This is a genomic window from Ochrobactrum sp. EDr1-4 (assembly GCF_049199085.1).
Lineage (GTDB): Bacteria > Pseudomonadota > Alphaproteobacteria > Rhizobiales > Rhizobiaceae > Brucella.
This window is the reverse complement of the sequence record NZ_JBLZOF010000010.1, coordinates 56,856-80,634: the sequence shown is the minus strand read 5'-3', so window position 1 is coordinate 80,634 and position 23,779 is coordinate 56,856. Positions and strand designations below refer to the sequence as shown.

Genomic DNA, 23,779 nt, shown 5'->3' with positions numbered 1-23,779 from the left:
CTTAATAATGCGTCAAGCGTCACATAAGTCAATCGATTTTGGCAGATTAATCTAAAAAATCTAAGAGGAATGAAAATAATGTGAAATTGATTTTCACTTTTTCATAGGCTTCGCCCGCTGTAGATGTGCGGGTTTATTGAAATGAACAATTAAAATAATGATTTAGTAACAGGCCGATTTTGGAGAAACTTGCATAAAGTACGAAAGGCTCAGTTCTATTATGAAAAAAAGGGGCGTTTAGCGGCCCCTTTTTTCATACGCGTGTTTGATGTGGCTTATGGCTACCAAACTGTTCCGCGTGCTGAAACAGGTTCTACACGTGTGACGATACCGTTTCGATGGAAAACCATTTGGTCAAATAGATTGCTGACAACGCAGGTGTGGTTAGGAACAACGCGGACTACAGAGCCGATTGCAGGGAAGTCGTCCTGACAATCGCTGAGGTCGACCACGGCATGTTCTTCTGACAAAGAGATGATGCGTGCAGATTCAAAATTTTCAATAATACCAAAATCACTAAAGCCAAGAAGGTCGGATGTCAGTGCTTTTGAGCCACAATCAAGAACCGCGCGGTTGCTTGCTGGGCGTGAGACGACGGTTGCTAAAATGTGCATTGCCAGATCATCTGTTGTGCAATGACCGGCGCGAACCATGCTGCGATCATTATAAACATAGGTGCCAGCACGGTGTTCTGTTGCTGATGGTACCAAATGCGCGGAATATAAATCGGGAGAACCGCCGCTGGATCTAATTGGACAATCTAAGTCGCCCAGCTTAAGAAGCTTGATAGTTTCAACGATGAAGCTTTCAACTTCTTTTGCGCCGCCAGTGGCGGGATAGGTCAGGATTCCTGCGAAGTGTAATCCCGGTTGAGCGTTGATTAATTGTGCCAATGCCGCAGCTTCTTCAGGCGTTTGTACGCCACAACGCTTGCCGCCTGTGTCGCACTCAACCAACACTGATAGTGGCCTAGCAGCCACGAAAGCATCAGCAAGTCCTCTGATGGTGGTTTCATTATCTGCTGTTACTTTGAGTGCACTGATTTTTTCATTTAACGCCTTGAGACGACCAACTTTCGCAGAGCCAAGAATATTGTAGGTAATCAGGATGTCATCAAAACCCGCATCTGCAAATATTTCGGCTTCTGTTACCTTCTGGCAATTAATGCCGTGGGCGCCGGCCTCTATTTGCTGACGGGCAACGGCTGGGATCTTATGCGTCTTGATATGTGGACGGAAAGTTTTTCCACTCTGTTCGATATAGATCTGGGCCCGTGTGATGTTGGCCGTTAGCCGATCTTCATCAATGATTGGCAGAGGGGTGGGTAGCTCTTCGATCCGCGTGCCAGCTACGGGCCAGGGAAACGTCATCCGATAACCTTTCATGCGCTTTATATGTGGTGATGTATATAATTTTCCTAAATAGCAGGAAAATGCTGATCTTATTGACAATATGGCAGATATTTTTCATAAAAGTGAAATTATTTTTCATTATCAACCGACAACGAAGGTTTGTGTTTTCACATGGATATTATTCATGCATTGAGTGATGATGAGAACAAACTGTCAGGCTCCGAGAAAAAGCTCGCTGCTTTTGTGCTTGATAATGTCGATTTTGTTGTCACGTCATCCATTAGTGAGCTCGCTGAAAAAGCAAAGGTTTCTGCTCCGACAGTCACCCGATTTTGCCGTCATTTAGGCTGTCAGGGCTATTCTGATTTTAAGGTGCAGTTGGCCAAAATTTCTTATGTTGGTTTGAGGTATTTGACCCCAGAAACCCAAACAAACAGCGTTGAAGAAGTTGCCGAGGATATTGTTACCAAAGCTCAGAATGCGTTGTTTCAGCTCCATCGGCAGCTTGATCTGAATGCGATTGATAGGGCTGCTCATTTATTGCGTAATGCCAATTTCATTCATGCTTTTGGTGCGAGCGGAAACTCTGCGATGATTGCAAACGAGTTGCATAATCGTCTTTTTAGGCTTGGCTGCCATATTCATTCTTCAAATGATCACAGTATGAATATTATGCTTTCATCCGCAGCTTTGCCCGGGACTGTTGTTATTGGCTCCTCAATTACCGGCCGCGATCCGGATCTATTGCACTGTATGAATCTTTTGCGTGAGAGATCCATTCCAACAATCGCAATTACGCAAAGCCACTCTCCTTTAGCAAAAGCCTGCGATGTGTTGATCGCTGTTGATCTTCAGGAGGGGAATAATATTTTTAGGCCAACATCGACGCGTTATGCATATCTCGCGGCTATCGATATTCTAGCAAATATGGTGGCCTACGCGGATCGTAATCGTGCGGTTCGCATTCTTCGACAGATTAAGGAAGAACTTGTTCGCTCTCGTGATGGCGATGACCGGCAGCTCTTGGGGGACTAAATCGTTTGCGAACAAACTCGGCCGTCACTTCATCGCGTACTGGAATAATGTGTGACAGATTCGCATTGGCGCGTTTTCTGTAAGTTGTAGCGCGCTAAGTATTCAATCAATGCTGCGTCTCAAGCCAAGTGTATGCCGTCAAATAATGCGGCAAACTGCTAAGTTTCTAATGGCGTCACAAATATGGTGGCCTATACGCTCAAGAAATACTGCGTTTTTCGTAGGCTGGAATGATGGTTTTTTAGGAAGATAAATGACTGGGGAACCTGGATTCGAACCAGGACTAACGGAATCAGAGTCCCGGCCAAAATATTGATATATAATGTTTATTTTGCAAAATAATGCATTTAACGCAGATTGTGAATCAATATGTTAGCTCAGAAATGCAAACCAATTTGTAGCAGTTTCCCACAATTGTTTATCGTCGAAATGCTAGCCTGCCTCGGGTCAATTGAACGTCAGCTTTCAAGCCTATTCCAGCCCTTTGTGTCCGTCTCAGGTTTCCAAGAAATGAAAACAGGCCACCTCAAATTTATTCTAGAGAGGCAACCGACGATTCTGTATGACAGTTTTCATCACCAGCGTTGAGTTCAGACGCAATATTGACGGCAGAGCTGTCAGTTTGGTGTCGTAGAGTTTTTGAAAGCTTTCTAGGTCCTTGCTCATGACATGTAGCATATAGTCCGTATCGCCAAATAGACGTTGCGCCTGAACGACCTCATCTATTGCCATAACTGCTCTCTCAAAGACCTCCACAGCATCCCGGTTCACTTCCCGCAATGTGACGAACACAATCGCCGAAAAGTTCAGGCCAACCTTTGCTGGGTGAAGATGGGCTCTATAGCCTTGAATAACACCAGCCTGTTCTAGCGATCTCACCCGTCTGTGGCAGGGGGATAAGCTGAGACCAACCCTATCAGCCAAATCGGTGAGCGACAATCTGCCGTCATCTTGTAGCTCGGAAAGGATCTTCCGGTCAAAGTCATCCAAGGCGCAAATTCTCCCTATAATTGATATTTTCAGAGAAGATATCAGAAGCTCATTCCTGCAATCAACGGATATGTTTCTGACCAAGGAGATTTTTGATGCAAATTGTCACCGTAGCCGGTTTCTGGGCGGTATCCATGTTGTTCGTAATTACACCAGGAGCTGACTGGGCCTACGCAATCAGTGCCGGATTAACTAACCGCGCAGCCGTTCCATCCGTCTCAGGTTTATTGCTCGGACACTTAGTCGCTACCATTATTGTCGCAATAGGGGCTGGCGCACTGATAACCAGCGTGCCTCATGCAACCACGACGCTGACAATGGTTGGCGCTGCGTATCTCTTGTGGCTTGGTGTTGCTATGCTCCGAAACCCTCCAAAAGCCACAAATCAGGACACTGACACACAGACGGTGTGGTGGCGCTGGGCGCTGAAGGGATTTGGTGTCAGTGGTCTCAACCCGAAGGTCTTCCTGCTGTTTTTGGCAATCTTACCCCAGTTCACGGATTTGGAAGCTTCTTGGCCTGTGTCAGTGCAAATGGGAGCTCTAGGACTCCTGCACGTTTTCAACTGCGCAGTTATTTATATCTTCGTGTCAGTCTTCGCCAAAGCGGTCCTGCGCTCGCGTCCCACCGTTGCTCAGATGGTTGGAAGGTTCTCCGGTGCGGCCATGATGGGCATAGCCGTCTTTCTCATCGTCGAGCGCATACATTAAGCTGCTCTGTAGCGACCAAAACCACACAACAACACAATCAAGGAATTCAAGATGACTATAAACTCCCCAAATTCACCGTCACTCGACGAAGTCGAGGTGGGAATGAAAATAGCAATCGTCCTTAGAGATGATCTGGAACCCTGGCAGAGGCTCAATGTTGCCGCATTCACCATAAGCGGCGTTGGCGCACAGGTCGGTGCCACTGGCCAAGTTTACGCTGACGCGTCCGGAAATACGTATCTCCCAATGTTCAAAGATGCGGTTCTAGTCTTTGGAGCCGACGCCTCGGAAATACAGCGAACTGCAGAACGCGCGAGATCGAGGGAGGTGCCATTTTCACTCTTTACTCGCGATCTTTTTGGCACCTTCAACGACGACGACAATCGTGCTGCAGTTGCCGGCGTTCAGGCTGCGCACCTTGATATCGTTGGGCTAGCGTTCCGTTGCGAACGTAAGACCGCCGATAAAATACTAAAGGGACTCAAATTGCTGAAATGAATGTAAATAGAGAAGTGTAGGTTATCTCACTACAGTGCCGTAATGCGGATGGCCCGCTTCCCACCACATCTCAGTCACAAGCAGATAGATCCAATAATGCCGTTCGGGAGCAGTGGCAAACGGCTGATTCCAAAAGGTTTAGAAAGTGTACCGCTGTTCTGGAATTAAACTATATTAAAAACAGTCATTTATGCTTTTCAAAAAGGCTCAGTTTGCACAGTTTACAAACCAGAACAGCTAAAAAACGCGAGTAAAAACCGGAAATTATCTAATGAAATCAAATGGCTGGGGAACCTGGATTCGAACCAGGACTAACGGAGTCAGAGTCCGTGGGTCTACCGTTAACCTATTCCCCAGCAGGGTCGCATTTCAGTTCAGTGTAACTGAGTGCGATTTCGACAGAAGCTAGATGCTTCATTAGTCGGTGGCCACCATCTAGCGAACTCAAACGGGTAGCGCAAGCCCTTCTTTTAAAAAAATATGGCAAATTCAGTTATTTCTTTATTGTGCTTCAAAAGCATACGCTTCGTACTACAGCTTACTCAACGCGCATAAAAAAAGCCCGGCAGCAGAGGTGCGGCCGGGCAAAAGGGCAGGCTGGCCGAGAGGGTTCCCGGCTGTGAAGGTGGCGCCCGCCAGATGTTCGTTCAGCAGATGTGGCGCGTCGCCTCCACGCGTGCGCGTGCATCTGCAAGTGCGGCCAGTATACGGGTTGGATCATCCGTCATACGTGTATGGTTCGCAGTATAAATATCTCCACTATGAACCCCGATATCCCTGAGTAGGTAGCTATCAAGTTCATTAAGGTGAGCAACATGGCGTCGATTTCGGAAAAGCGTCCAGCGACGCATAACCGACGTAAACACGGATTGTACCACTTGGCTAAGCACCGAACTGGTTGTGCTGGTTGCTGGTAAATGTGTCATGGTGGTCTTGCTGATCGCTGTCATTGCCGCTCTCCTTTAAGCGCGCTTGGTCAAAATGTTTCTATCGTCAGGTCATTCGCTTTCGCGTCTCCATTCCCTGCGACGCCAGCTTTATCCAATAATAGAATTGATTGTTCCAACGAATGTTTTTAATGTAACAGTTCAATATTCGTGATGGATCATTTCGATGAGTGCGCCTTTAGATCTAGACCAGTTGCAAACCTTCATTGCCATCGCGGATACAGGTAGTTTTACCAAAGCCGCCGACGCTGTCTTCAAAACGCAATCAGCAGTTTCGATGCAGATGCGCCGCCTTGAGGAACGCATCGGCAAATCGATATTCGAACGAGATGGGCGAATTAATCGTCTGACTGAAGATGGTGAGCGGCTGTTGCTCTATGCGCGTCGAATGCTTTTGCTTAATGGTGAAACGATTGCAGCCTTTGACGACACGCAACTCGAAGGCCATGTGCGCATTGGTACGCCGGATGATTACGCAGATCGGTTTTTGCCTGAAATCATGGCGCGATTTGCGCGTTCAAACCCGCGTGTAGAGCTGTCTGTGGTTTGTGAGCCGACGGTCAATCTCGATGAAATGATTAGGCGCGGTACGCTCGATATCGCTCTTGTCACGCAATGCGATGACAAGCGCCGGTCTGAAGTGGTGCGAACCGAGCCGTTGTTGTGGGTAACATCGGCCAATCATGCGGTGCATGAAGAGGCTATGTTACCATTGGCTGTTGGGCGCCCGACATGCATATGGCGCCACGCGGCAATTGATGTGCTCGAACAGGCTGAGCGCGATTACCGGATCATTATCACGAGTTGGTCGGCGACCGTTCTTGCCGCCGCTGTTCTGTCCGGACTCGCTGTCTCGGTTTTGCCTGAATGCGCATTGCGACCGGGAATGCGTGTTTTGGGTGAGGCTGATGGCTTTGGACGTTTGCCAGAATTTGGCATCGGTATTATGCGCGGGCATACCAAGCAGAACGCAATTGTGGATGCATTGGCACAGCATATTATTGAAAGTCTTGATAATATTTCTTCGCCTGCACCCGCAGCTCTTGCCTCTGCCGAAGTTGCATCTTTCCCGTCCGTCCGAACGCGTCGCGTGCGCAGCAACGAATTATTGCCGGGCTGGTGAGCGTTGAACGTGCATAAGCATGCATAGTGGCGTCTTGTCCCGTTGACCCCTGTTCCGCGACTGATACCAATTACATTATGAGCATGGGCTTCGATTCTGATCCTAAGGGCACCGCTTCCAATGTAGCGGAATATAGCGTTTCTGAGATTTCCGGCGCTTTGAAGCGTACGGTCGAAGATACGTTTGCGCATGTGCGCGTGCGCGGTGAAATTTCCGGCTATCGTGGACCGCACTCCTCAGGACATGCTTATTTTGCGTTGAAGGATGATCGCTCGCGGCTTGAGGCTGTGATCTGGCGCGGCTCGATGGGGCGTTTGCGCTTTCGCCCCGAAGAGGGTATGGAGGTCATTGCCACTGGTAAGCTGACCACCTATCCGGGCTCATCCAAATATCAGATCGTGATTGAGCAGATGGAACCGGCAGGCGCTGGTGCTCTGATGGCGCTGCTTGAAGAACGCAAGCGCAGACTTGGTGCGGAAGGTCTGTTCGATCCGGCTGCAAAACAGCTTTTGCCTTTCATGCCGCGGGTGATTGGGGTTGTTACATCGCCGACAGGCGCTGTTATTCGCGATATTATTCATCGCATTTCGGATCGCTATCCGCTGCATGTGATTGTCTGGCCCGTGCGTGTGCAAGGCGAGACAAGCGGTGCCGAGGTTGCGGCTGCAGTTGAAGGTTTTAACGCGCTACCGGAAGATGGAGCAATCGCACGGCCTGATGTGCTAATCGTAGCGCGTGGCGGCGGCAGTCTTGAAGACCTTTGGGGTTTTAATGACGAAGTCGTTGTGCGGGCGGTTGCGGCCTCACATATTCCGGTCATCGCGGCTGTTGGCCATGAGACCGATTGGACGCTGATTGATCTTGCAGCAGATGTGCGCGCACCTACGCCGACAGGTGCAGCCGAAATGGCGGTGCCTGTGAAGGCTGATCTGGTGGCAACTGTTGCCACGCAATCTGCGCGCTTGTCTGCAGCCATGTCGCGGTTCATTGATCAGAAGCGTCAGTCTTATCGCGCTGCCGGTCGTGCGCTGCCATCAGCCGATCAACTGCTTGCCCTGCCGCGTCGTCGCTTTGATGAGGCTGCATCGCGCCTCACGCGTGGACTGTTTGTGAACACGCAAAAGAAACGCGTACAATTTGAAGGTCGTGCAAGGCAGCTGTCACATCGCTTGCTTCAACGCGGCTTTGATGAGCAGAAGCGTCATATTAAGCTGCTCGGGCAGCGCTTGCCACGCGCTTTGGAAGCATTTTTGCGCGAGCGCCGCATAGTGTTTGCAAGGCGTGCCGACCGGCTGACACCGGAGCCTTTGCTGCGGCGCACCACGCTTGCGAAGAGTGCTGTTGAGCAGCTTGACCGCCGTCGCGATCAGGCGATTAATATATTAATTGAGCGCACCAAAAGACGCGGGCAGGAACTGGAACGGCTGATGCGCACACTTTCGTATGAAAGTGTTCTTGATCGGGGTTTTGCGGTTGTCTTTGATGCGGAAGGCAAGCCAGTGAAGCAGGCTGTGAATGTCGCTGAAGGTGATGCTTTGTCGATTCGATTCCGCGATGGTGATGTGACAGCAGTTGCAGGTTTAGCTTCAAGAGCCACCTCAAAAGGAAAAGCGAGCAAAACCAGCACACCGGGTTCCGATGACCAAAACTCGTTATTTTAGCAACAAATCCAAAGCCATTTCACATAAATAGCAATTCTTTGCGCACTCTTAAGGCTGACTTAAGTTTGGTTTTCTTTTTCGCTATTCCAGCGAGTCACATGGCTCAAAGAGATGAAGCTGAAAGAGTTTTTGAATGTCGGTTAAGTTTTCCCAAGGCCATGGTGTAACGAGCCGCCGTGCCTTTTTGATTGGTACAAGTGCATTGGCGCTTTCGGGTTGTGTTTCGACAGCACAGCAGCCGGAACCGGCTAAGGTTGCCAAAGCTCCTGCGCCGGTTCGTGCTGTACCGCCGATGTATGAAGCGATGCCCTATGAGCAGTTCCCGCTGCCTGCGGTGAATGTTGCTAAGGTCGATCCGAAATTTTGGCGACAGGAAGTCGATTATCCAACCAGTGAAAAAGTCGGCACCGTGATTGTCGATACGCCAAACAAATATCTCTATCATATCCGTGGCAACGGTCGCGCCATGCGCTATGGTATTGGTGTGGGCCGCGATGGCTTCTCATGGGCTGGCCGCGCGATCATCGCTTATAAGCGTGAGTGGCCGCGTTGGACACCACCGGATGAAATGGTGGCACGCCAACCAGCACTCCAGCCTTATAGCATCGCCAATGGCGGCATGCCCCCGGGGTTGAAAAACCCGCTTGGCGCACGCGCTCACTATATCCACAAGGATGGCCGCGACACGATCTATCGTATTCATGGTTCTCCTGAAGAGTGGAGTATCGGCAAAGCGGTGTCGTCGGGTTGTATTCGCCTGCTCAATCAGGATGTGATTGATCTTTATAACAATGTGCGCGATGGCAGTACGATTGTGGTGATCCCTGATCCGAGCAAAGGAACGCAGGTTTCAGCTTAACCAACAGCAAAAGGCGCGGATTTCCGCGCCTTTTGTTTATTTGCTGCCTGTTGCCGCAGCGATTGTTTCTGCTCCGCGCCAGAGCGATGATCCCTGCATTACGACGACGCCCACAGCCACCAAGAGAACACCCACTATGCGCGATGGTGTGATTTCTCTTGAAGCAAACCCCATAATGCCGAAATAGTCGATCAGCACGGCAGCGATCAACTGCCCGGCAATGACTGCGGTCATAAAGCCTGCGGCACCAAGTTTTGGTGCGAACAGAATAGCTGCCGTGATGTAAGCCACACCGGCAACACCGCCAATCCATATCCACTTTGGCTGTCCTGCAAGACCAGTCAATGTGGGCAACGAGGTTTTCATCGCCAGCAAAACTGGCAGCACACAAATGATGCTGACGATGAGCGAAGCGATGGTTGCCCACAATGGATGACCAAGTGCGCGGCCCAATGCGGCATTCGCGCCTGCCTGAAACGGTACAACAGCGCCCGCGATAAGGGCGGCGATTAGGAATGTGAGTGATCCTTGAGCCTGCATGAGAGTGGCCTTTCCTGTGTTCTTTCGGCTCAAATCTAGATATAGATGAGATGAATGTGAAATTCAGATTATTGGATCAATTATGCAGCAGATGAATAATCTCAGAAATGTCGATCTTAATCTGTTGGTCATTCTGGATGTGCTGCTTACAGAGCGCCATGTCTCTCGCGCAGCCGTTCGACTCAATATGAGCCAGCCCGCGGTCAGTCATGCCTTGGCGCGTCTGCGTGAGTTGCTGGATGATCCACTTCTCATCCGGGAAGGCGCTGGTCTTGTGCCATCCATTAAGGCCATGGAAATCGCAAAGCCTCTGACGGAAGCGCTATCAGGCGTGCGCGCTGTGCTAGGGCCGCAAGGTTTTGATCCGGCAACGACGCAGCATCGCTTTAATCTGTCGATGTCAGATTATGGCGGCAGCATTGTGCTGCCGGGGCTGGTGCGCGAATTGCGGAGAGACGCGCCGGGGATTGATCTCTCGATCAGTCAGTATAGCCGGGAAGGTATGATTGCGCGTGTTCTGGATGGCGAGATTGATCTCGGCTTTGGTGTGTTTCCGCATCTGCCAGCGCAGATCGCTGCCGATATCCTGATGCAGGACGAATATGTCTGTCTTCTGGATCAACGCAGCCTTGAAGGGCGGGCATTTGATGCGAGAGCCTATTTCGCACGCCCTCATGCGCTTGTGGCTGTGCGGGGCGATGCCACGACAGAGATTGAAGAGAGCTTAAAACGAGAAGGCCACACGCGGCACATTGCAGTGGTCGTGCCGCATTGGGGTGTTGCTCCGCACCTGATTGCGGGTACAGACCTGATTTTGACTATTGCGCGCGGTGGTTTGAAAAATCTGCCGCCGGATGACAATCTCATCGTGATGCCGGTGCCGGTGAAACTGCCGCCGATACCCTTTGTGCAGATATGGCATAAGCGCCGGGAAAGTGACCCGGCGCATCGCTGGTTACGGTCGAAGATAAGCTCGACCGTTTTTAAAAATTAGTAAGCGTATTCGAGGAAGATCGGCTCGATAGAACCAGCCCAGACGCTGTTGTAAGCTTTGAGCATGCGTTCGGAATCGGTGATGCCAGCGGCTATGATTTCTTCAAGCGGTGCGAGGAAATGCGTTTCGTCAAACCCGTCGCTGTTCAGCTGTTTGCGGTTGAGAAGGCCAAGACGCGAAATTTCCAGTGTCTTCCGGGCGATCTGTGCCACTGGCTTGCCACGGAACGTAGCATTGAGTGCCTTTGCAGGAACATCATTGCGCAGCGCCAGGACCTCTTCATAGGTCCAGTCTTTCGTCAGATCTTCTGCGGCATCGAGCGCTTCATCATCATAAAGCAGACCAACCCAATAAGCAGGCAGGGCGCAGATACGACGCCATGGGCCGCCATCAGCTCCGCGCATTTCGAGGAAGCGCTTAAGGCGGACTTCCGGGAACAGAGTGGAAAGATGGTTGGTCCAGTCGCCCATGTTCGGCACGGGATCGCTCACTTCACCCTTCAACGCGCCATTCATAAACTGGCGGAAGGTGACATGCGTGCAGTCATGATAGCGGCCGTCACGCAGGATGAAATACATCGGAACGTCGAGCGCCCATTCGACATAATCAATGAAGCCGAAGTTTTCCGAGAAGACAAATGGCAGCACGCCTGAACGCTGATTGTCGGTATCGCGCCAGATATCTGAGCGCCATGATTGAAGACCGTTTGGCTTGCCTTCGGTGAAAGGCGAGCTTGAAAAGAGCGCAGTCGCAATTGACTGCAACTTCATCGAAACCTGCATTTTGCGGCGCATGTCGGTTTCGGAGCTGAAGTCGAGATTAACCTGCACCGTACAAGTACGATACATCATGTCGAGACCTTCATGCCCGACTTTCGGCATGTAGTTGCTCATGATCTTATAGCGCGACTTCGGCATAACCGGCGTTTCTGCCAGCGTCCATTTAGGACTGCCGCCAAGGCCGAGGAAGCGAATGCCGAGCGGTTCGGCGATCTCACGCACCTGCGAAAGATGCGCATTCACTTCGCGGCATGTCTGGTGAATCGAAGAGAGCGGTGCGCCCGACAATTCAAACTGGCCGCCCGGTTCGAGTGAAATCGCACCCTGTCCGGTTGGTTCAACGAGGCCGATAATATTGCCTTCATCGATGATCGGCTCCCAGCCAAGCTTGGCTTTCATACCTTCGAGAATGGCTTTGATACCGCGCGGTCCATCATAAGGAACAGGGCTGTTATCCGCGACATAGAACGGAAATTTTTCGTGCTCAGTGCCGATGCGCCAAGCATCTTTTGGCTTGCTGCCTTCGGCGAGATAGGCTGCGAGTTCTTCAACACCAGTCAGTGCTGTTTCATCGGTCGTGTCGCGCGCCATATAGTTTGTCCCTAGTCGAATTTGTGTTTGTGAGCGTGATTGGACAAATTTGTCAAATCGCGCAAGTCAATTTCATTGATGATTGAATTTTCTTGAATTCATGCTGGTGCTTTCCAGTCGCCCAGCACGGCCTGAACAAGCGTTAGTGCTGCAACGGCTGCGGTATCTGCGCGCAAAATGCGTGGCCCAAGTGGAATGGCGGTCACAAAAGGCAGGCTGCGCAATTGCTGTCGCTCGCTTTCCGAAAAGCCGCCTTCTGGCCCAATCAACACAGCATAAGGGCCGGGTTTTAAGTTGCTCAGAATAGTCAGCGGATCATCGGTCTCATGGCCTTCATCGCAGAAAATCAGGCGGCGCGACTGGTCCCACTGTCCTAAAAAGCGGTCAAAGCGTATTGCATCGCGACATTCTGGGATTGCCAGCACGCCGCATTGTTCCGCAGCTTCAATCGCGTTTGCTTTAATGCGATCCGTGCCAAGTTTGGGCACTTGCGTATGCTGCGTAACCACGGGTTGCAGCACACCTGCACCCATTTCAACGGCCTTCTGCACCATATAATCAAGCCGACCTTGTTTGAGCGGTGCAAAACAATAGATCAGATCGCAAGCTTCTGGCTGCGGGCGGGTCTGTTTAATTGCTTCGAGAAAAAGCCGCTTCTTGCCCTCGGGGCGAAGCTTGACCTTCCATTCGCCGTCCTGCCCGTTAAAGGCCAGAACTTCGTCGCCTTCCTTCAACCGCAGCACATGGGTTAGATAATGGGCGGCTTGGGTTGGAGCTTCGACGCTTGCGCTGTCAGCAAGCTGGGCTTCAATGTAAATTCGTTGCATTTTATAATTTGCGCGCATGATCGCATCGATGACAGAGGCCGGTGCCGATGGTCAAGCTTTTTGGTTACACCCGAAGCGTCATGAGTGAAGTTACACGTTTAATTGATACCAATAAAAACCAGTTGAAATAAACAAGATTGTATCCATATAGATATGAACCTATCTATTTGAATGGAACTTAAATCATGAAACAGGCCTGGGTCGAATTTGCACCGCTGCTCTCAGCCAATTCGCGCGGATGGCGTAAAGCTTTTGATGCGGCAATGGCAGAGCACAGTCTTTCCGATGCAAAAGCCATACCGCTCATGACGCTTCTGCGCCACGGCGACCGCATTCCGCAAGGTGTGCTGGCTGAAAGAGTAGGCATTGAGGGCGCAACGATTGTTCGCGTGGTGGATGATCTGGAAAAAGAAAACCTGATCCGCCGTATCGCAGACGACTCGGACCGCCGGGTGAAACTTATTCAACTTACCGATGAGGGTCGCGCCCTTGCGCAGAAGGTCGAAAAGACTGCAGCGCGATTGCGCACAGCCTTTCTGGGTGATCTTGATCCGGAGGCTGTCGATATCGCGATGGATGTGCTGCGTAAGCTTCATGAGAAGTTTCAAAACCAACCTTCCTGAGCAGAAAACGCTTCAACAACCATAGCCGTAAAGAAAATGATTAAGCCTGCTGAAACATTGCCACGATTTTGGGACGTGGTCTTCTCGCTGAAGACCTTTGCGGCCGCTATGCTTGCATTGTGGATCGCTCTAATAGCGGACCTGCCCAATCCCTATTGGTCGGTGGCTGCGGTTTATATCGTGGCGCATCCGCTTTCGGGTGCGACAACATCGAAGGGCTTTTATCGACTGATCGGCACGATCATTGGTGGTGCTGTTACGATCCTGTTTGTGCCGCATCTGGTCAATTCGCCTGAAATCCTGACACTGGCCATCGGCTTGTGGATGGGTCTTTGTCTGGCAATCAGTTTGCTTGATGGCACACCGCGCAGCTATCTCTTCATGTTGGCCGGTTATACGGTTGCAATTGCGAGTTTTGCTGTCGTTTCGGCTCCTGAAACCACATTCAATTATGCGGTAGGCCGCGTCGAAGAAATAGCTATTGGCATCATCTGTGCTGCAGTGGTCAATCGTCTGGTATTTCCACGCCACAGCGGCCCAGTTCTCGTTGCGCGTATTGATAATTGGCTGCGCGATGGTTCAAAGCTTGCGGTTGCCACATTGCGCGGAGAGGGTGATAGCCCTGAATTTCTGCGCGACCGTCAGCGGCTTGCAGCCGATGCGCTCGAATTGCGCAATCTCACAACGCATGTTGCTTATGATACATCGTCCATCCGCAATGTCGGAACGCTCCTTCATGTCATGCAGCAGCGCATGGTTGCCCTTTTGCCCATCGTTTCAAGCTTGCATGATGTGCTTGTGCTTAAACCCGATGAAGGCGAAAAGCCTTGGCATCCAGCAGTTCAGAAGCTTCTGGACGAGGCATGCGACTGGCTTGAAAGCGGAGAAAGTCTGACTGAACAGCGCCGTGCAGTTCTGCTTGGCTATGTTGAAGAAATTGAACGCCACGGCAAGAACGCTGACAGTTGGGACGAATTGCTGCCGTTCAATCTGGCAGCCCGTGTTCGTGATCTTGTGCAGATTTGGAGCGACTGTATCACGTTGCGTCAGGATATAGTTTCGGGCTCACGGCATTCACTGCGCTGGCGTCGTTATGATGCTCATCTGAAAGGACGTCCGCAGCATAGAGATTATGGCATGGCTTTCCTGTCAGGCTTCTCGGCACTGCTTGCGACCTGTATTGCAACAGCTTTCTGGATTGCCACCGGCTGGTCACAGGGCAGTGCGGCAGCAATGATGGCTGGCATCTTCTGCTGTATTTTTGCAGCGATGGATGATCCGGTTCCGGTTATGCGCAAGTTCAGCTGGTTACTTCTGATCGTGATCGTTGCAGCCTTCATCTTTGAATTTGCGTTGTTGCCGCTGGTCGATGGCTTCTTGCCGCTCGTATTGGTGCTGGGCCTGTTTTTGATCCCGGCTGGTCTGCTGCTGGCAATTCCATCGCAGTTTTTGCTGGGCATGGTGCTCTGTGTCAACTTGCCAAACATGCTGATGTTGCAGGGGCATCTCACCCATGACTTCGTCAGCTTCGCCAATGCCAATCTGGCAACGGTTCTTGGGATTGTGATTGCCGCTGTCGTGACCTCAATTGTTCGTTCGGTGGGTGCCGAATGGAGTGTGCGTCGTCTCGTTAGAACAGGCTGGAACGATATTGTTCTGGCAACAGAACGTCAGCCCGGACGTCATCGTCGTCAGCGGATGAACCGTCTGCTGCTGAAAATGATCGATCGCATTGGCATGATGACCCCACGCCTTGCACTGATACCAGCTGCAGACATAGCCAAGGTCGATCTGCTGCGCGATCTGCGAAACGGCATGAACACCATCGACTTGCAGCAGTATCGCGCAAAGATGCCAGAGCCGCTACGCGAGGCAGTGGACCGTGTGCTTGATGGTGTGGGTGCGCATTATAAAGCGTTGTCGCGTGAAGCAAGCGAAAGCGTGCGTCAGGAAATCGATGTGCGACTGCTTGTGGCCATTGATGATGCGATCAGCGCAATTATTGAGAATGGATCGCCAGCTATATCCAAAAGACCGCGCATAGCACTTGTTGGCTTGCGTTTTAACCTGTTTCCGAAGGCGCCGCCTTTTGAGTTGCCACCACAATCACAACTCGAACTGCCGCAGGCCGCCTGAGACGAACTGGACGAATGGAATTAAAGTTATGAGACCAGAATTCGACATCTATGGAATCTACTTGCCGAGCCTCGCGGTTCTGGCATTGGGCGCCTATTTCGCAAACTCGCTGATGCAACGCTTGCTCGCGCGTGTGCGCTTTTATCGTTTTGTGTGGCACAGGCCTTTGTTTGATGCCGCCATGTATTTTTGCATTCTCGGCGTAAGCGCCGTTATCTTGAACGGAATACCACTATGAAGAAGCTTTTTGCACATTCCGGCCGGGTCTTCCTAACCCTCGTCATGGTTACAATGGCAGGGCTCCTCGGCTGGCATCTCTGGGATTATTATATGAATGCGCCATGGACGCGTGACGGCAAAATCCGCGCGGACGTTGTGCGTCTCGCGCCCGATGTATCGGGTCTCGTGACCGAGGTTCTGGTGCATGACAATCAGGACGTCAAAAAGGGCGATGTGATTTTCCGCATTGATCAGGCGCGTTACAAGCTCGCTCTCCAGCAGGCAGATGCAAAGCTCGCCAGCAGCAAGGCGGCGCTTGATATGGCCAATCGCGACCTCACACGCTATCGCAAGCTCAATGACACGACTGTTACACAGCAGAAGATGGAGCAGATCGAAACCACGACAATGCAGGCTGAAGCCACCTATCGTCAGGCCGAACTCGACCGTGATCTGGCATCGCTCAATCTGGATCGTTCTTCTGTGAAAGCGCCGGTGAATGGTGTCATCACCAACTTCTCGCTTCAGCCGGGCGATTATGTAACTGCAGGTTCTGCAGTGACGGCGCTGGTCGATACAGACTCATTTTATGTCTCCGGCTATTTTGAGGAAAACAAACTTGAGCGCATCAAAATTGGCGATCCGGTCGTCATTGATGTGATGGGTAGCAAGGTGCAACTCAAAGGCAAGGTTGAAGGTATCGCTGGTGGCATCGAGGATCGTGAGCGCACTGATTCCACAAGCCTGCTTGCTAATGTTTCACCGACCTTCAACTGGGTGCGTTTGGCGCAGCGCGTTCCAGTACGTGTGAAACTGGAAGATATTCCAGCGGGCGTACATCTTGTGGCTGGTCGCACCGTCAGCGTGTCTGTCGTTGAATAAAAGTGCGTCAATTGGAAAGCAAAGCCCGGCTATTGTCCGGGCTTTTTTCATGTTAGCGATTGGTCATGCAAAATCGGGGGCTTGAGCCATGCGTGTGTTGGTCATCCAAAATTATCCGGACTCGGGTCTTGGCCAGATTGAACCAATCCTGATTGAAGCGGGATACGCAATCGATCTCATACACGCCTATAATGGCGAAACGCTTCCAGAAGACGATAGCAATCATAAGGCGCTTATCGTGCTGGGCGGTGACCAAAACGCACTTGCTGATGATGAGTTTCCCTACTTTCCGAATTTGCTTAATCTGATCCGAGCATTCGGGGAACACGATAAGGCAGTTTTGGGCATTTGCCTTGGCAGCCAGCGTATCGCGCGCGCTTATGGCGGCGAGAATATTCTCAACCGCCCGATGGAATTTGGTTGGCATGAGGTTCGGCTCACAGAGCGAGGTGCTACGGATCCGGTTCTTTCGGCAGCAGGAGCGACGTTCCCTATTTTCCACTGGCATCGTGATACGTTTTCGTTGCCTGATGGGGCTGTTCATATGGCAACCAGCGATATGACGGTCAATCAGGCGTATAGGATCGGGCGCGCGACCTATGGCACCCAGTTTCACTTTGAAGCTGACACCAAGCTGGTCTCGGAATGGAGCGAATCTCTGCGAGAGATTATTGCCGGCTTCGATTCTCAATGGGCGGCTGAGTTTCCTCGAAATGTGCAACTGTCAGGTGTTGTCGCTGACAGAGCAGGTGCTGCTCTTGCGCGGGCATGGGTCAGTCTGATCTGACAATTCGTTGCCACTTTGCCACAGGTGAAAATCATTTGGGTTTTTCAGCCTGAAAGCAACAATTGTAACTGTGACGTTCAGTTGCGGGTAACTTTTTTCAGGTGTAACTGAGGCCACGTTCCGGGTGGCAAATGGTCGGACAAGGTGCAAACCTTGCCCATTACGAAAGCTCGGTCTCCGACTGTCCGGTAACCTGTCCAAAGAGTTTTCGATTATGACCGCTAAGCATGCTGCACTTCTCACAGTTCTGATGGTTTCTGCGATCGTGTTCATGGCAGTTGGCATTTTTACCGTCGATGCCGGTAACAGCATGACTTCCACCGACGGCTACGGCATTTCCAGCGCGCGCTAAATTACTGGTTTGGCGGCTGGACCAGTCGCTTCCAGAAAGCGCTTTTCCGGGCCGTCGATGACGATGGCCGACAGCTTTCCGTTTTTCCATGCATATGTGTCGAGATTAACCCGGTTGGGCTGAACATCGACAATGCTCTGCGGCGTATGGCCGTGGATGATGACCTTCTCCATTGGATCAGTCCATTTCAGAAACAGGGTTCTAATCCACATCAGGTCATCGCGGTCCTGCGCATCAAGCGGCACCACCGGGTTTACGCCCGCATGGCAGAAGAAGAAATCTCCAAAACTCACTGACGACGGCATCGAGCGGATATAGTCGATATGCGCTTGCGGAATTGCGTTTAGCAGTTGCGGGTATGCGGCTTTCGCCGATGCGGGATCAGTATAATCGACCTCAACGCCGTATGATCGGGCAGTGTCGCTGCCGCCATGCAATGCAAAAATGCCATTTGTATCGCCGGTCGCAAGATAATGCAGAAATCCATCATCATGATTGCCGATCAGTGAAAGAATGCGCGGATCATGCGTTGAGGCATGGATCAGAAAATCCAGTACGCCTTTGGAATCCGGTCCCCGGTCTATGTAATCGCCAAGGTGAATGATGCGCCAGTCATGCGTTGGGTTACGGTCGATATCGGCGCGGATCAGCCCATGCATATCCTGCAAAAGATCAAGGCGACCATGCACATCGCCAATGGCATAAAGCCGGATACCTGCCGGGCCTTTTGCGTCCTTTAGAGTAATGCCACTCATGAATCGCCGCTCTCTTTCACGTCTTTTCCAGCTCGCTGCCGATAGCGCAATCGCGATACGCGTTCACGCTCGTCGTTGAGTTCGCGGTCGTTGGTTGCCTGTTCGACAAAGCGGATATGCTTTTGCACCGCTTCGCGTGCCGCTTGCGGGTTGCCCGCAATCACCGCGTCGTAAATGGCGCGATGCTGTGACAACAGCATGTCAGCCACGCCGGGATAGCTGTAAATCAGACTTCGATTGTAGAAAACCCCGTCTTTGAGCAACTGATAACAAGAGCGCAATGTGTGCAGCAGCACGATGTTGTGTGCGGCTTCGCCAATGGCATTGTGAAACTCAACATCGAGCTGCGCACCCTTATCAAGATCATTGGCGCTGTTGGCGTCTTCCATCGCCGTCATGATTTCAGCGAGCAATGCTTTATCGGCAGATGTTGCGCGCAGGGCCGCATATTCGGCGGCAATGCTTTCGATCTCACGACGATATTCGAGATAGTCAGTCGTGGCTTTTCGGTGTTCAGCAAAAAGCTTTACAACGGGTGGGCTGAAAACCTGTCCGATGACATCGGCCACAAATGTTCCACCACCATGACGTGATGTGAGAAGGCCCGCGTTTTCCAGTCTTTTAAGCGCGTCACGCAGGATAGGGCGTGAAATATCGAGTTGTAATGCAAGATCACGTTCACCCGGAAGCTTATCGCCGCCGCGTAGGACGCCTTCAAGGATCAGGCTCTCGATTTGATGGACCACATCATCTGCCGTGCGGCTTGCGAGAATGCGGGAAAACACTGGTTCGGTCATGGTCGCAAACTAGCCCCAAGCGGAGGTTACGGCAACGGGTCTCTGAAATGTGTAAACAAAAACCCCGGAAGCGATGCATCCGGGGTTTGAAAACGTTGAAGCCTTGATCAGGCCGTCTTGCGCTTGCGTGTTCTTACGAAAACAACCAAACCAGCGACGAGGCCAAACATCGCCCATTTGAAGGGCAATACATCGGCGGTTTCGCTGCGGATTGGAAGGACTGTGACAGTACCCGGACGGCTTTCAAAGCCTGTTTTGCCTTCAGCTTTTGCCTGTTCGATCTGCTGTGGGGAGACAACCCACTCAGCGCCGCGCGACTTGTCGTAAAACATGAAGCCGCAGCCAACGATAACGGCGGTGACGAGTGCGAGAATAAGGCGGGGAGCTGTGTTCATTTTCATTCCTTAATTTTCTATGGCCGTGGTTTGGGCTAACGCCTTACCGACCGACTGCGTTCATACGCAATCATGTCCGCTCCGTCTATTATTTAGACATGCCTTGTGGAGTGCTGCCACTTTCCCAATAAGGAACGGGACCATAAAGATCGGCCAGATAATCAATGAAGAGTCTCACCTTGGCGGGCAAAAACTGCTTTGATGGATAAACTGCATGAACGGCGACATTTCGGGACGCTGCATAGTCAGGCAATACCTGCACCAGCTTTCCGGCGGCGAGGTCTGGTCCGACATCCCATGTTGAGCGTTGCGCAATACCAAGACCTGCAAGCACGGCTTCGCGCACCAGTTCGCTCGAGTTGGTCTGAAGCGGGCCGACCGGGCGAATAGTGATCGGACCTTTCGGACCTTCAAGCCGCCAAGGATCGTTGTTATGGGGTGCAAGACAAATGTGTTCGGAGAGGTCTTCGATTGTCTGTGGTGTGCCGCGCTCAGCAATATAAGCGGGCGAGGCCACAAGAATACGCCGCACAGGTGCGAGGCGGCGCGCCACAAGGGTTGAGTCGGACAATTCTCCAATGCGGATAGCAAGATCATAACCGTCGCCGACAATATCTACCATCTCGTCCGAAAGCTGCATGTTGACGGTGAGATCTGAATTGGCCCGCATGAATGGTACCAGATAAGGCGCGATATGCATGCGCCCGAAGGTGGTGGGGGCTGAGATTTTCAGTGTGCCGCGCGCATCGGCTGACCGTCGTGCAACAAAGGCTTCCGCTTCTTCGATGTTGCCGAGAATGGCCAGTACGCGCTCGTGATAGCCTTGTCCGGCTTCTGTGAGTGCAATCTGTCGTGTTGTGCGCTGGAGAAGGCGAGTGCCGAGGCGCTCTTCAAGTCTGCCGAGACGTTTGGAAACGACGGCTGGTGATAGCCCAAGATCGCGTGCCGCGGCTGACATGCTGCCGGTTGCGACAACACGCGCGAAAATCTCCATATCGGCCAGACTGCTCATCATGTTAGTTTCAAATGCTCCCCGGCAGATATATGCATGCGCTCATCTAGCCGAGGCTCTGCAGAAATCGCAAGGCGATTATGCCGCAGCGTTAAAACTGTTTCGCCATAGGCACAATTGGTAAAATTAGTTTACCAGTTATGTGAAGTCGCTGGGAGGCGGAGGAGCATATGAGCGGACTGATCATGCCAGAGCCGGATGCGGCCGTCTTGCAAAGGCGGGCTAGCATCGTTGCCGACTTGCGCAATATCGTGCCGGGTGAGGGCGTTGTCGATACCGTCAATGCGATGCGCGTGTTCGAAAGCGATGGGCTGACAGCGCATCGATCTTTGCCGCTGGTCGTTGTCCTTCCGGAAACCGTCGATCAAGTCTCAGAGGTTCTGCGATATTGTCACGACAATGGCATTCGTGTTGTGCCGCGCGGTGCTGGCACATCGCTTTCCGGTGGCTCTATGCCGCTGGTCGATGCGGTGCTTCTTAGCATGTCGCGCTTCAATCGCATTCTAGAGATCGATTATCCCAATCGCGTGGCTGTTGTGCAGCCCGGCGTGACCAATCTCGGTATTACCAAAGCTGTTGAGCATGAGGGCTTTTACTATGCGCCTGATCCATCCTCGCAGATTGCCTGCTCGATAGGCGGTAATGTTGCGGAGAATGCTGGTGGTGTGCATTGCCTGAAATATGGTCTCACCGCCAACAACGTTCTTGGCATCGAAATGGTGCTGATCACCGGCGAAGTTCTGCGCCTTGGCGGCAAGCATCTTGATAGCGAAGGCTATGATCTACTGGGGCTTATGACTGGCTCCGAAGGTCTGCTTGGAGTGGTGACGGAAATCACTGTTCGTATTCTGCAGAAGCCTGAAACCGCGCGTGCTGTCATGGTCGGCTTTCCATCGAGTGAGCAGGCGGGGCAATGCGTAGCCGATATTATCGGCGCAGGGATCATTCCGGGTGGCATGGAAATGATGGACCGACCAGCAATTCGGGCAGCCGAAGACTTTGTTCGTGTTGGTTATCCGCTTGATGTCGAGGCGCTGCTGATCGTCGAACTTGATGGTCCTCCGGTTGAGGTCGATCATTTGATTGGACAAGTTGAAGCAATCGCGCTCAAAAATGGTTCGACCACCTGTACACTCTCGCATTCCGAAGAACAGCGACTGGCATTCTGGGCGGGCCGTAAGGCGGCTTTCCCGGCTGTTGGGCGTATTTCGCCGGATTATCTTTGCATGGATGGGACTATTCCGCGCAAAGAATTGCCGCGTGTTTTGTCTGGTATGCGCGAGCTATCCGAAAAATACGGGCTTCGTGTCGCTAATGTGTTTCATGCGGGCGATGGCAATCTGCATCCGCTTATCCTTTATGATGCAAATATTCCCGGAGAGCTGGAGGCTGCTGAAGATTTCGGTGCCGACATTTTGCGTCTTTGCGTGAAGGTTGGCGGCGTGCTGACCGGCGAGCATGGCGTGGGTATCGAAAAGCGCGATCTGATGCCGGTGATGTTCAACGAAATAGATCTCGACCAGCAGATGCGTGTGAAATGTGCGTTTGATGCCAAGCACCTGCTTAATCCGGGGAAGGTTTTTCCGCAATTGCGCCGCTGTGCCGAGCTTGGTCGTATGCATGTGCATCGCGGCGAGCTGGCCTTCCCCGACCTTCCGCGTTTCTGATCTGTGGTTTGAAAATGACTGATGCAAATACCTTAATACCGCAGGATGAATCGGGTGTCGTCGAGGCGGTCCAGTGGGCGCTCGGCACGTCAACGCCGCTGGAGATTATCGGCAACGGCTCAAAGCGTGGGATAGGTCGCCCGGTGCAGGCTGGGCATGTTCTAGATGTGTCGCAGCTTTCAGGCATAACACTCTATGAGCCAGACGAGCTGGTGCTGTCAGCAAAGGCGGGTACATCTATTGCCGAAATTGAAAAATTGCTGGCGGCAAGCCACCAATGCTTTCATTTTGAACCGATGGATTATGGTCCGCTGCTTGGCGTTGAAGCAGGTTGCGGCACAATTGGCGGTGTGTTGGCTGCTAATCTGTCGGGGCCGCGTCGGTTGAAGGCGGGCGCTGCGCGCGATCATATCCTGGGTGTGCGGGTGGTTTCGGGCCGTGGGGAATTGTTCAAATCCGGTGGGCGCGTTGTCAAGAACGTCACCGGCTATGATTTGTCCAAGGGTATGGCCAATTCCTGGGGTACGCTGGGCGTGGCAACCGAAGTTACATTCAAAGTTCTGCCTAAGCCTGAGACTTCTGTGACACTTGCTGTTCGGGGACTGGATGACGAGCAGGCTTCTCGCGTCATGGCCATGGCGATGGGATCGCGCGAGGAAGTGGCATCGAGTGCGCATTTACCGCCCACTGTCGCCAATCGTTTTCTCGATGGCAAGCTCGGCTGGGAAGCGGCAACCATTCTGAGGCTGGAAGGTTTCGCGCCGTCCGTCGCGCATCGGAGCAGGCAATTACAGGCTCTGTTAGGCCGGGCAGGGACAATTGACACAATTGACGAGCCTCAATCGACAAAGCTTTGGACAGAAGTTCGCGATGTGCTGCCCTATGCGCAGGCAGGTGATACGCGCGCGGTCTGGCGCGTTTCGATGGCCCCGTTGCAAGGCTGGCGTATGATTGATGAGTTTCGCCGCTATGCAGGTGTTGATGCCTATTACGATTGGCAAGGTGGTTTGATCTGGATGCGGATGGAAGCCGAGCCGGAAGCAGGTATGCTGCGGAAGCTGATTGCCAAATATGGCGGTGGTCATGCAACGCTGATACGCGCACCGGAATTTTTGCGAGCCAACATGGATGTTTTTGAGCCGCAACCGGCAGCGCTTGCAGCACTTTCACAGAGGCTGAAGCATCAGTTTGATCCGGAGAACATTCTTAATCCGGGACGTATGTATCCTGAGCAGGCGGGAGCGTAAG

At 52.0% G+C, this 23,779-nt stretch carries 25 protein-coding genes and 1 tRNA gene; 15 read left to right on the top strand and 11 right to left on the bottom strand.

The window, feature by feature from the left end:
- Positions 1-281 precede the first annotated feature (281 nt).
- On the bottom strand, positions 282-1,370 hold the full coding sequence (locus tag ACOZHT_RS21265) for a D-TA family PLP-dependent enzyme (protein WP_339512156.1): 1,089 nt from the start codon (positions 1,368-1,370) through the stop codon (positions 282-284).
- A 153-nt stretch (positions 1,371-1,523) separates the two neighbouring features.
- Here ACOZHT_RS21265 and ACOZHT_RS21260 point away from each other — a divergent pair, with 153 nt between their 5' ends.
- Complete coding sequence (locus ACOZHT_RS21260) at positions 1,524-2,387, top strand: MurR/RpiR family transcriptional regulator (RefSeq protein ID WP_339512158.1); 864 nt, start codon at positions 1,524-1,526, stop codon at positions 2,385-2,387.
- A gap of 537 nt (positions 2,388-2,924) precedes the next feature.
- Here the strand turns inward: ACOZHT_RS21260 and ACOZHT_RS21255 are convergent.
- Entirely contained in the window at positions 2,925-3,377 is a 453-nt protein-coding gene (locus ACOZHT_RS21255) for an Lrp/AsnC family transcriptional regulator (protein WP_339512160.1), read from the bottom strand.
- Positions 3,378-3,472: 95 nt separating this feature from the next.
- On the opposite strand from ACOZHT_RS21255, the gene ACOZHT_RS21250 reads away from it, so the two are divergent.
- Together ACOZHT_RS21250 and ACOZHT_RS21245 are read left to right on the top strand one after the other, a co-directional pair.
- Positions 3,473-4,087, top strand: coding sequence for a LysE family translocator (locus ACOZHT_RS21250; protein ID WP_339512162.1), 615 nt, complete (start codon positions 3,473-3,475; stop codon positions 4,085-4,087).
- Positions 4,088-4,138: 51 nt separating this feature from the next.
- On the top strand, positions 4,139-4,585 hold the full coding sequence (locus ACOZHT_RS21245) for a DUF2000 domain-containing protein (protein ID WP_339512164.1): 447 nt from the start codon (positions 4,139-4,141) through the stop codon (positions 4,583-4,585).
- Between the two features lie 282 nt (positions 4,586-4,867).
- Here the strand turns inward: ACOZHT_RS21245 and ACOZHT_RS21240 are convergent.
- A tRNA-Gln gene (locus ACOZHT_RS21240) sits at positions 4,868-4,941 on the bottom strand.
- 291 nt (positions 4,942-5,232) lie between these two features.
- Complete coding sequence (locus tag ACOZHT_RS21235; RefSeq protein WP_339512166.1) at positions 5,233-5,535, bottom strand: DUF1127 domain-containing protein; 303 nt, start codon at positions 5,533-5,535, stop codon at positions 5,233-5,235.
- 163 nt (positions 5,536-5,698) lie between these two features.
- On the opposite strand from ACOZHT_RS21235, the gene ACOZHT_RS21230 reads away from it, so the two are divergent.
- The 3 genes from ACOZHT_RS21230 to ACOZHT_RS21220 all read left to right on the top strand — a co-directional run bounded on the left by ACOZHT_RS21230 (position 5,699) and on the right by ACOZHT_RS21220 (position 9,175).
- A complete protein-coding gene (locus ACOZHT_RS21230) occupies positions 5,699-6,655 on the top strand; it encodes a LysR substrate-binding domain-containing protein (RefSeq protein WP_339512169.1) in 957 nt (318 codons plus the stop codon).
- A 77-nt stretch (positions 6,656-6,732) separates the two neighbouring features.
- A complete protein-coding gene (xseA, locus tag ACOZHT_RS21225) occupies positions 6,733-8,316 on the top strand; it encodes an exodeoxyribonuclease VII large subunit (RefSeq protein WP_421566518.1) in 1,584 nt (527 codons plus the stop codon).
- Positions 8,317-8,449: 133 nt separating this feature from the next.
- Complete coding sequence (locus ACOZHT_RS21220) at positions 8,450-9,175, top strand: L,D-transpeptidase (RefSeq protein ID WP_339512171.1); 726 nt, start codon at positions 8,450-8,452, stop codon at positions 9,173-9,175.
- A 36-nt stretch (positions 9,176-9,211) separates the two neighbouring features.
- Here ACOZHT_RS21220 and ACOZHT_RS21215 read toward each other — a convergent pair whose 3' ends face one another.
- Entirely contained in the window at positions 9,212-9,715 is a 504-nt protein-coding gene (locus ACOZHT_RS21215; RefSeq protein WP_339512173.1) for a DMT family transporter, read from the bottom strand.
- An 82-nt stretch (positions 9,716-9,797) separates the two neighbouring features.
- Between ACOZHT_RS21215 and ACOZHT_RS21210 the strand changes: the two genes are divergently transcribed.
- Positions 9,798-10,709 (top strand): LysR family transcriptional regulator, encoded by a 912-nt coding sequence (locus ACOZHT_RS21210; RefSeq protein WP_339512175.1) that lies wholly within the window; start codon positions 9,798-9,800, stop codon positions 10,707-10,709.
- On the opposite strand, the gene ACOZHT_RS21205 is transcribed toward ACOZHT_RS21210, so the two are convergent.
- Positions 10,706-12,079 carry a glutamate--cysteine ligase gene (locus ACOZHT_RS21205; RefSeq protein ID WP_339512177.1) on the bottom strand — a complete coding sequence of 458 codons (1,374 nt, stop codon included), beginning with the start codon at positions 12,077-12,079 and terminating at the stop codon, positions 10,706-10,708. The two genes, ACOZHT_RS21210 and ACOZHT_RS21205, sit on opposite strands and share 4 nt — an antisense overlap.
- Before the next feature lie 98 nt (positions 12,080-12,177).
- Entirely contained in the window at positions 12,178-12,924 is a 747-nt protein-coding gene (locus ACOZHT_RS21200) for a 16S rRNA (uracil(1498)-N(3))-methyltransferase (protein WP_339512179.1), read from the bottom strand.
- A gap of 167 nt (positions 12,925-13,091) precedes the next feature.
- Between ACOZHT_RS21200 and ACOZHT_RS21195 the strand changes: the two genes are divergently transcribed.
- The 6 genes from ACOZHT_RS21195 (at position 13,092) to ACOZHT_RS21170 (ending at position 17,905) form a co-directional block, all read left to right on the top strand.
- Positions 13,092-13,529 carry a MarR family transcriptional regulator gene (locus tag ACOZHT_RS21195; protein WP_339512181.1) on the top strand — a complete coding sequence of 146 codons (438 nt, stop codon included), beginning with the start codon at positions 13,092-13,094 and terminating at the stop codon, positions 13,527-13,529.
- A gap of 36 nt (positions 13,530-13,565) precedes the next feature.
- A complete protein-coding gene (locus ACOZHT_RS21190; RefSeq protein ID WP_339512183.1) occupies positions 13,566-15,665 on the top strand; it encodes an FUSC family protein in 2,100 nt (699 codons plus the stop codon).
- A 28-nt stretch (positions 15,666-15,693) separates the two neighbouring features.
- Positions 15,694-15,903, top strand: a complete 210-nt coding sequence (locus tag ACOZHT_RS21185; RefSeq protein WP_250043196.1) for a DUF1656 domain-containing protein — start codon at positions 15,694-15,696, stop codon at positions 15,901-15,903.
- Positions 15,900-16,766 (top strand): efflux RND transporter periplasmic adaptor subunit, encoded by an 867-nt coding sequence (locus ACOZHT_RS21180; protein WP_250043198.1) that lies wholly within the window; start codon positions 15,900-15,902, stop codon positions 16,764-16,766. Before ACOZHT_RS21185 ends, ACOZHT_RS21180 begins: the two co-directional genes overlap by 4 nt.
- Positions 16,767-16,854: 88 nt before the next feature.
- Positions 16,855-17,553, top strand: coding sequence for a type 1 glutamine amidotransferase (locus ACOZHT_RS21175; protein ID WP_421566517.1), 699 nt, complete (start codon positions 16,855-16,857; stop codon positions 17,551-17,553).
- A 214-nt stretch (positions 17,554-17,767) separates the two neighbouring features.
- On the top strand, positions 17,768-17,905 hold the full coding sequence (locus ACOZHT_RS21170; protein ID WP_250043203.1) for a hypothetical protein: 138 nt from the start codon (positions 17,768-17,770) through the stop codon (positions 17,903-17,905).
- On the opposite strand, the gene ACOZHT_RS21165 is transcribed toward ACOZHT_RS21170, so the two are convergent.
- The 4 genes from ACOZHT_RS21165 to ACOZHT_RS21150 form a co-directional block, all read right to left on the bottom strand.
- Positions 17,902-18,660, bottom strand: a complete 759-nt coding sequence (locus ACOZHT_RS21165) for a metallophosphoesterase (protein WP_339512190.1) — start codon at positions 18,658-18,660, stop codon at positions 17,902-17,904. The genes ACOZHT_RS21170 and ACOZHT_RS21165 overlap by 4 nt on opposite strands.
- Complete coding sequence (locus ACOZHT_RS21160; protein WP_310015930.1) at positions 18,657-19,457, bottom strand: FCD domain-containing protein; 801 nt, start codon at positions 19,455-19,457, stop codon at positions 18,657-18,659. Before ACOZHT_RS21160 ends, ACOZHT_RS21165 begins: the two co-directional genes overlap by 4 nt.
- 107 nt (positions 19,458-19,564) lie before the next feature.
- Complete coding sequence (locus ACOZHT_RS21155) at positions 19,565-19,852, bottom strand: hypothetical protein (RefSeq protein WP_339512194.1); 288 nt, start codon at positions 19,850-19,852, stop codon at positions 19,565-19,567.
- Positions 19,853-19,940: 88 nt separating this feature from the next.
- Positions 19,941-20,867, bottom strand: a complete 927-nt coding sequence (locus ACOZHT_RS21150) for a LysR family transcriptional regulator (RefSeq protein WP_250043212.1) — start codon at positions 20,865-20,867, stop codon at positions 19,941-19,943.
- A 167-nt stretch (positions 20,868-21,034) separates the two neighbouring features.
- Here ACOZHT_RS21150 and ACOZHT_RS21145 point away from each other — a divergent pair, with 167 nt between their 5' ends.
- Both ACOZHT_RS21145 and glcE read left to right on the top strand, forming a co-directional pair.
- Positions 21,035-22,531, top strand: coding sequence for an FAD-linked oxidase C-terminal domain-containing protein (locus ACOZHT_RS21145; protein WP_339512197.1), 1,497 nt, complete (start codon positions 21,035-21,037; stop codon positions 22,529-22,531).
- A gap of 14 nt (positions 22,532-22,545) precedes the next feature.
- A complete protein-coding gene (glcE, locus tag ACOZHT_RS21140) occupies positions 22,546-23,778 on the top strand; it encodes a glycolate oxidase subunit GlcE (RefSeq protein ID WP_339512199.1) in 1,233 nt (410 codons plus the stop codon).
- The last annotated feature ends 1 nt before the right edge of the window (position 23,779 follow it).

What these genes read in the sequence shown, in the direction of transcription:
- ACOZHT_RS21265 (WP_339512156.1), bottom strand. Translation starts at nt 1,370, where the DNA reads ATGACGTTTCCCTGGCCCGTAGCTGGCACGCGGATCGAAGAGCTACCC.
- ACOZHT_RS21260 (WP_339512158.1), top strand. Translation starts at nt 1,524, where the DNA reads ATGGATATTATTCATGCATTGAGTGATGATGAGAACAAACTGTCAGGC.
- ACOZHT_RS21250 (WP_339512162.1), top strand. Translation starts at nt 3,473, where the DNA reads ATGCAAATTGTCACCGTAGCCGGTTTCTGGGCGGTATCCATGTTGTTC.
- ACOZHT_RS21245 (WP_339512164.1), top strand. Translation starts at nt 4,139, where the DNA reads ATGACTATAAACTCCCCAAATTCACCGTCACTCGACGAAGTCGAGGTG.
- ACOZHT_RS21235 (WP_339512166.1), bottom strand. Translation starts at nt 5,535, where the DNA reads ATGACAGCGATCAGCAAGACCACCATGACACATTTACCAGCAACCAGC.
- ACOZHT_RS21230 (WP_339512169.1), top strand. Translation starts at nt 5,699, where the DNA reads ATGAGTGCGCCTTTAGATCTAGACCAGTTGCAAACCTTCATTGCCATC.
- xseA (WP_421566518.1), top strand. Translation starts at nt 6,733, where the DNA reads ATGAGCATGGGCTTCGATTCTGATCCTAAGGGCACCGCTTCCAATGTA.
- ACOZHT_RS21220 (WP_339512171.1), top strand. Translation starts at nt 8,450, where the DNA reads ATGTCGGTTAAGTTTTCCCAAGGCCATGGTGTAACGAGCCGCCGTGCC.
- ACOZHT_RS21215 (WP_339512173.1), bottom strand. Translation starts at nt 9,715, where the DNA reads ATGCAGGCTCAAGGATCACTCACATTCCTAATCGCCGCCCTTATCGCG.
- ACOZHT_RS21210 (WP_339512175.1), top strand. Translation starts at nt 9,798, where the DNA reads ATGCAGCAGATGAATAATCTCAGAAATGTCGATCTTAATCTGTTGGTC.
- ACOZHT_RS21205 (WP_339512177.1), bottom strand. Translation starts at nt 12,079, where the DNA reads ATGGCGCGCGACACGACCGATGAAACAGCACTGACTGGTGTTGAAGAA.
- ACOZHT_RS21200 (WP_339512179.1), bottom strand. Translation starts at nt 12,924, where the DNA reads ATGCGCGCAAATTATAAAATGCAACGAATTTACATTGAAGCCCAGCTT.
- ACOZHT_RS21195 (WP_339512181.1), top strand. Translation starts at nt 13,092, where the DNA reads ATGAAACAGGCCTGGGTCGAATTTGCACCGCTGCTCTCAGCCAATTCG.
- ACOZHT_RS21190 (WP_339512183.1), top strand. Translation starts at nt 13,566, where the DNA reads ATGATTAAGCCTGCTGAAACATTGCCACGATTTTGGGACGTGGTCTTC.
- ACOZHT_RS21185 (WP_250043196.1), top strand. Translation starts at nt 15,694, where the DNA reads ATGAGACCAGAATTCGACATCTATGGAATCTACTTGCCGAGCCTCGCG.
- ACOZHT_RS21180 (WP_250043198.1), top strand. Translation starts at nt 15,900, where the DNA reads ATGAAGAAGCTTTTTGCACATTCCGGCCGGGTCTTCCTAACCCTCGTC.
- ACOZHT_RS21175 (WP_421566517.1), top strand. Translation starts at nt 16,855, where the DNA reads ATGCGTGTGTTGGTCATCCAAAATTATCCGGACTCGGGTCTTGGCCAG.
- ACOZHT_RS21170 (WP_250043203.1), top strand. Translation starts at nt 17,768, where the DNA reads ATGACCGCTAAGCATGCTGCACTTCTCACAGTTCTGATGGTTTCTGCG.
- ACOZHT_RS21165 (WP_339512190.1), bottom strand. Translation starts at nt 18,660, where the DNA reads ATGAGTGGCATTACTCTAAAGGACGCAAAAGGCCCGGCAGGTATCCGG.
- ACOZHT_RS21160 (WP_310015930.1), bottom strand. Translation starts at nt 19,457, where the DNA reads ATGACCGAACCAGTGTTTTCCCGCATTCTCGCAAGCCGCACGGCAGAT.
- ACOZHT_RS21155 (WP_339512194.1), bottom strand. Translation starts at nt 19,852, where the DNA reads ATGAACACAGCTCCCCGCCTTATTCTCGCACTCGTCACCGCCGTTATC.
- ACOZHT_RS21150 (WP_250043212.1), bottom strand. Translation starts at nt 20,867, where the DNA reads ATGATGAGCAGTCTGGCCGATATGGAGATTTTCGCGCGTGTTGTCGCA.
- ACOZHT_RS21145 (WP_339512197.1), top strand. Translation starts at nt 21,035, where the DNA reads ATGAGCGGACTGATCATGCCAGAGCCGGATGCGGCCGTCTTGCAAAGG.
- glcE (WP_339512199.1), top strand. Translation starts at nt 22,546, where the DNA reads ATGACTGATGCAAATACCTTAATACCGCAGGATGAATCGGGTGTCGTC.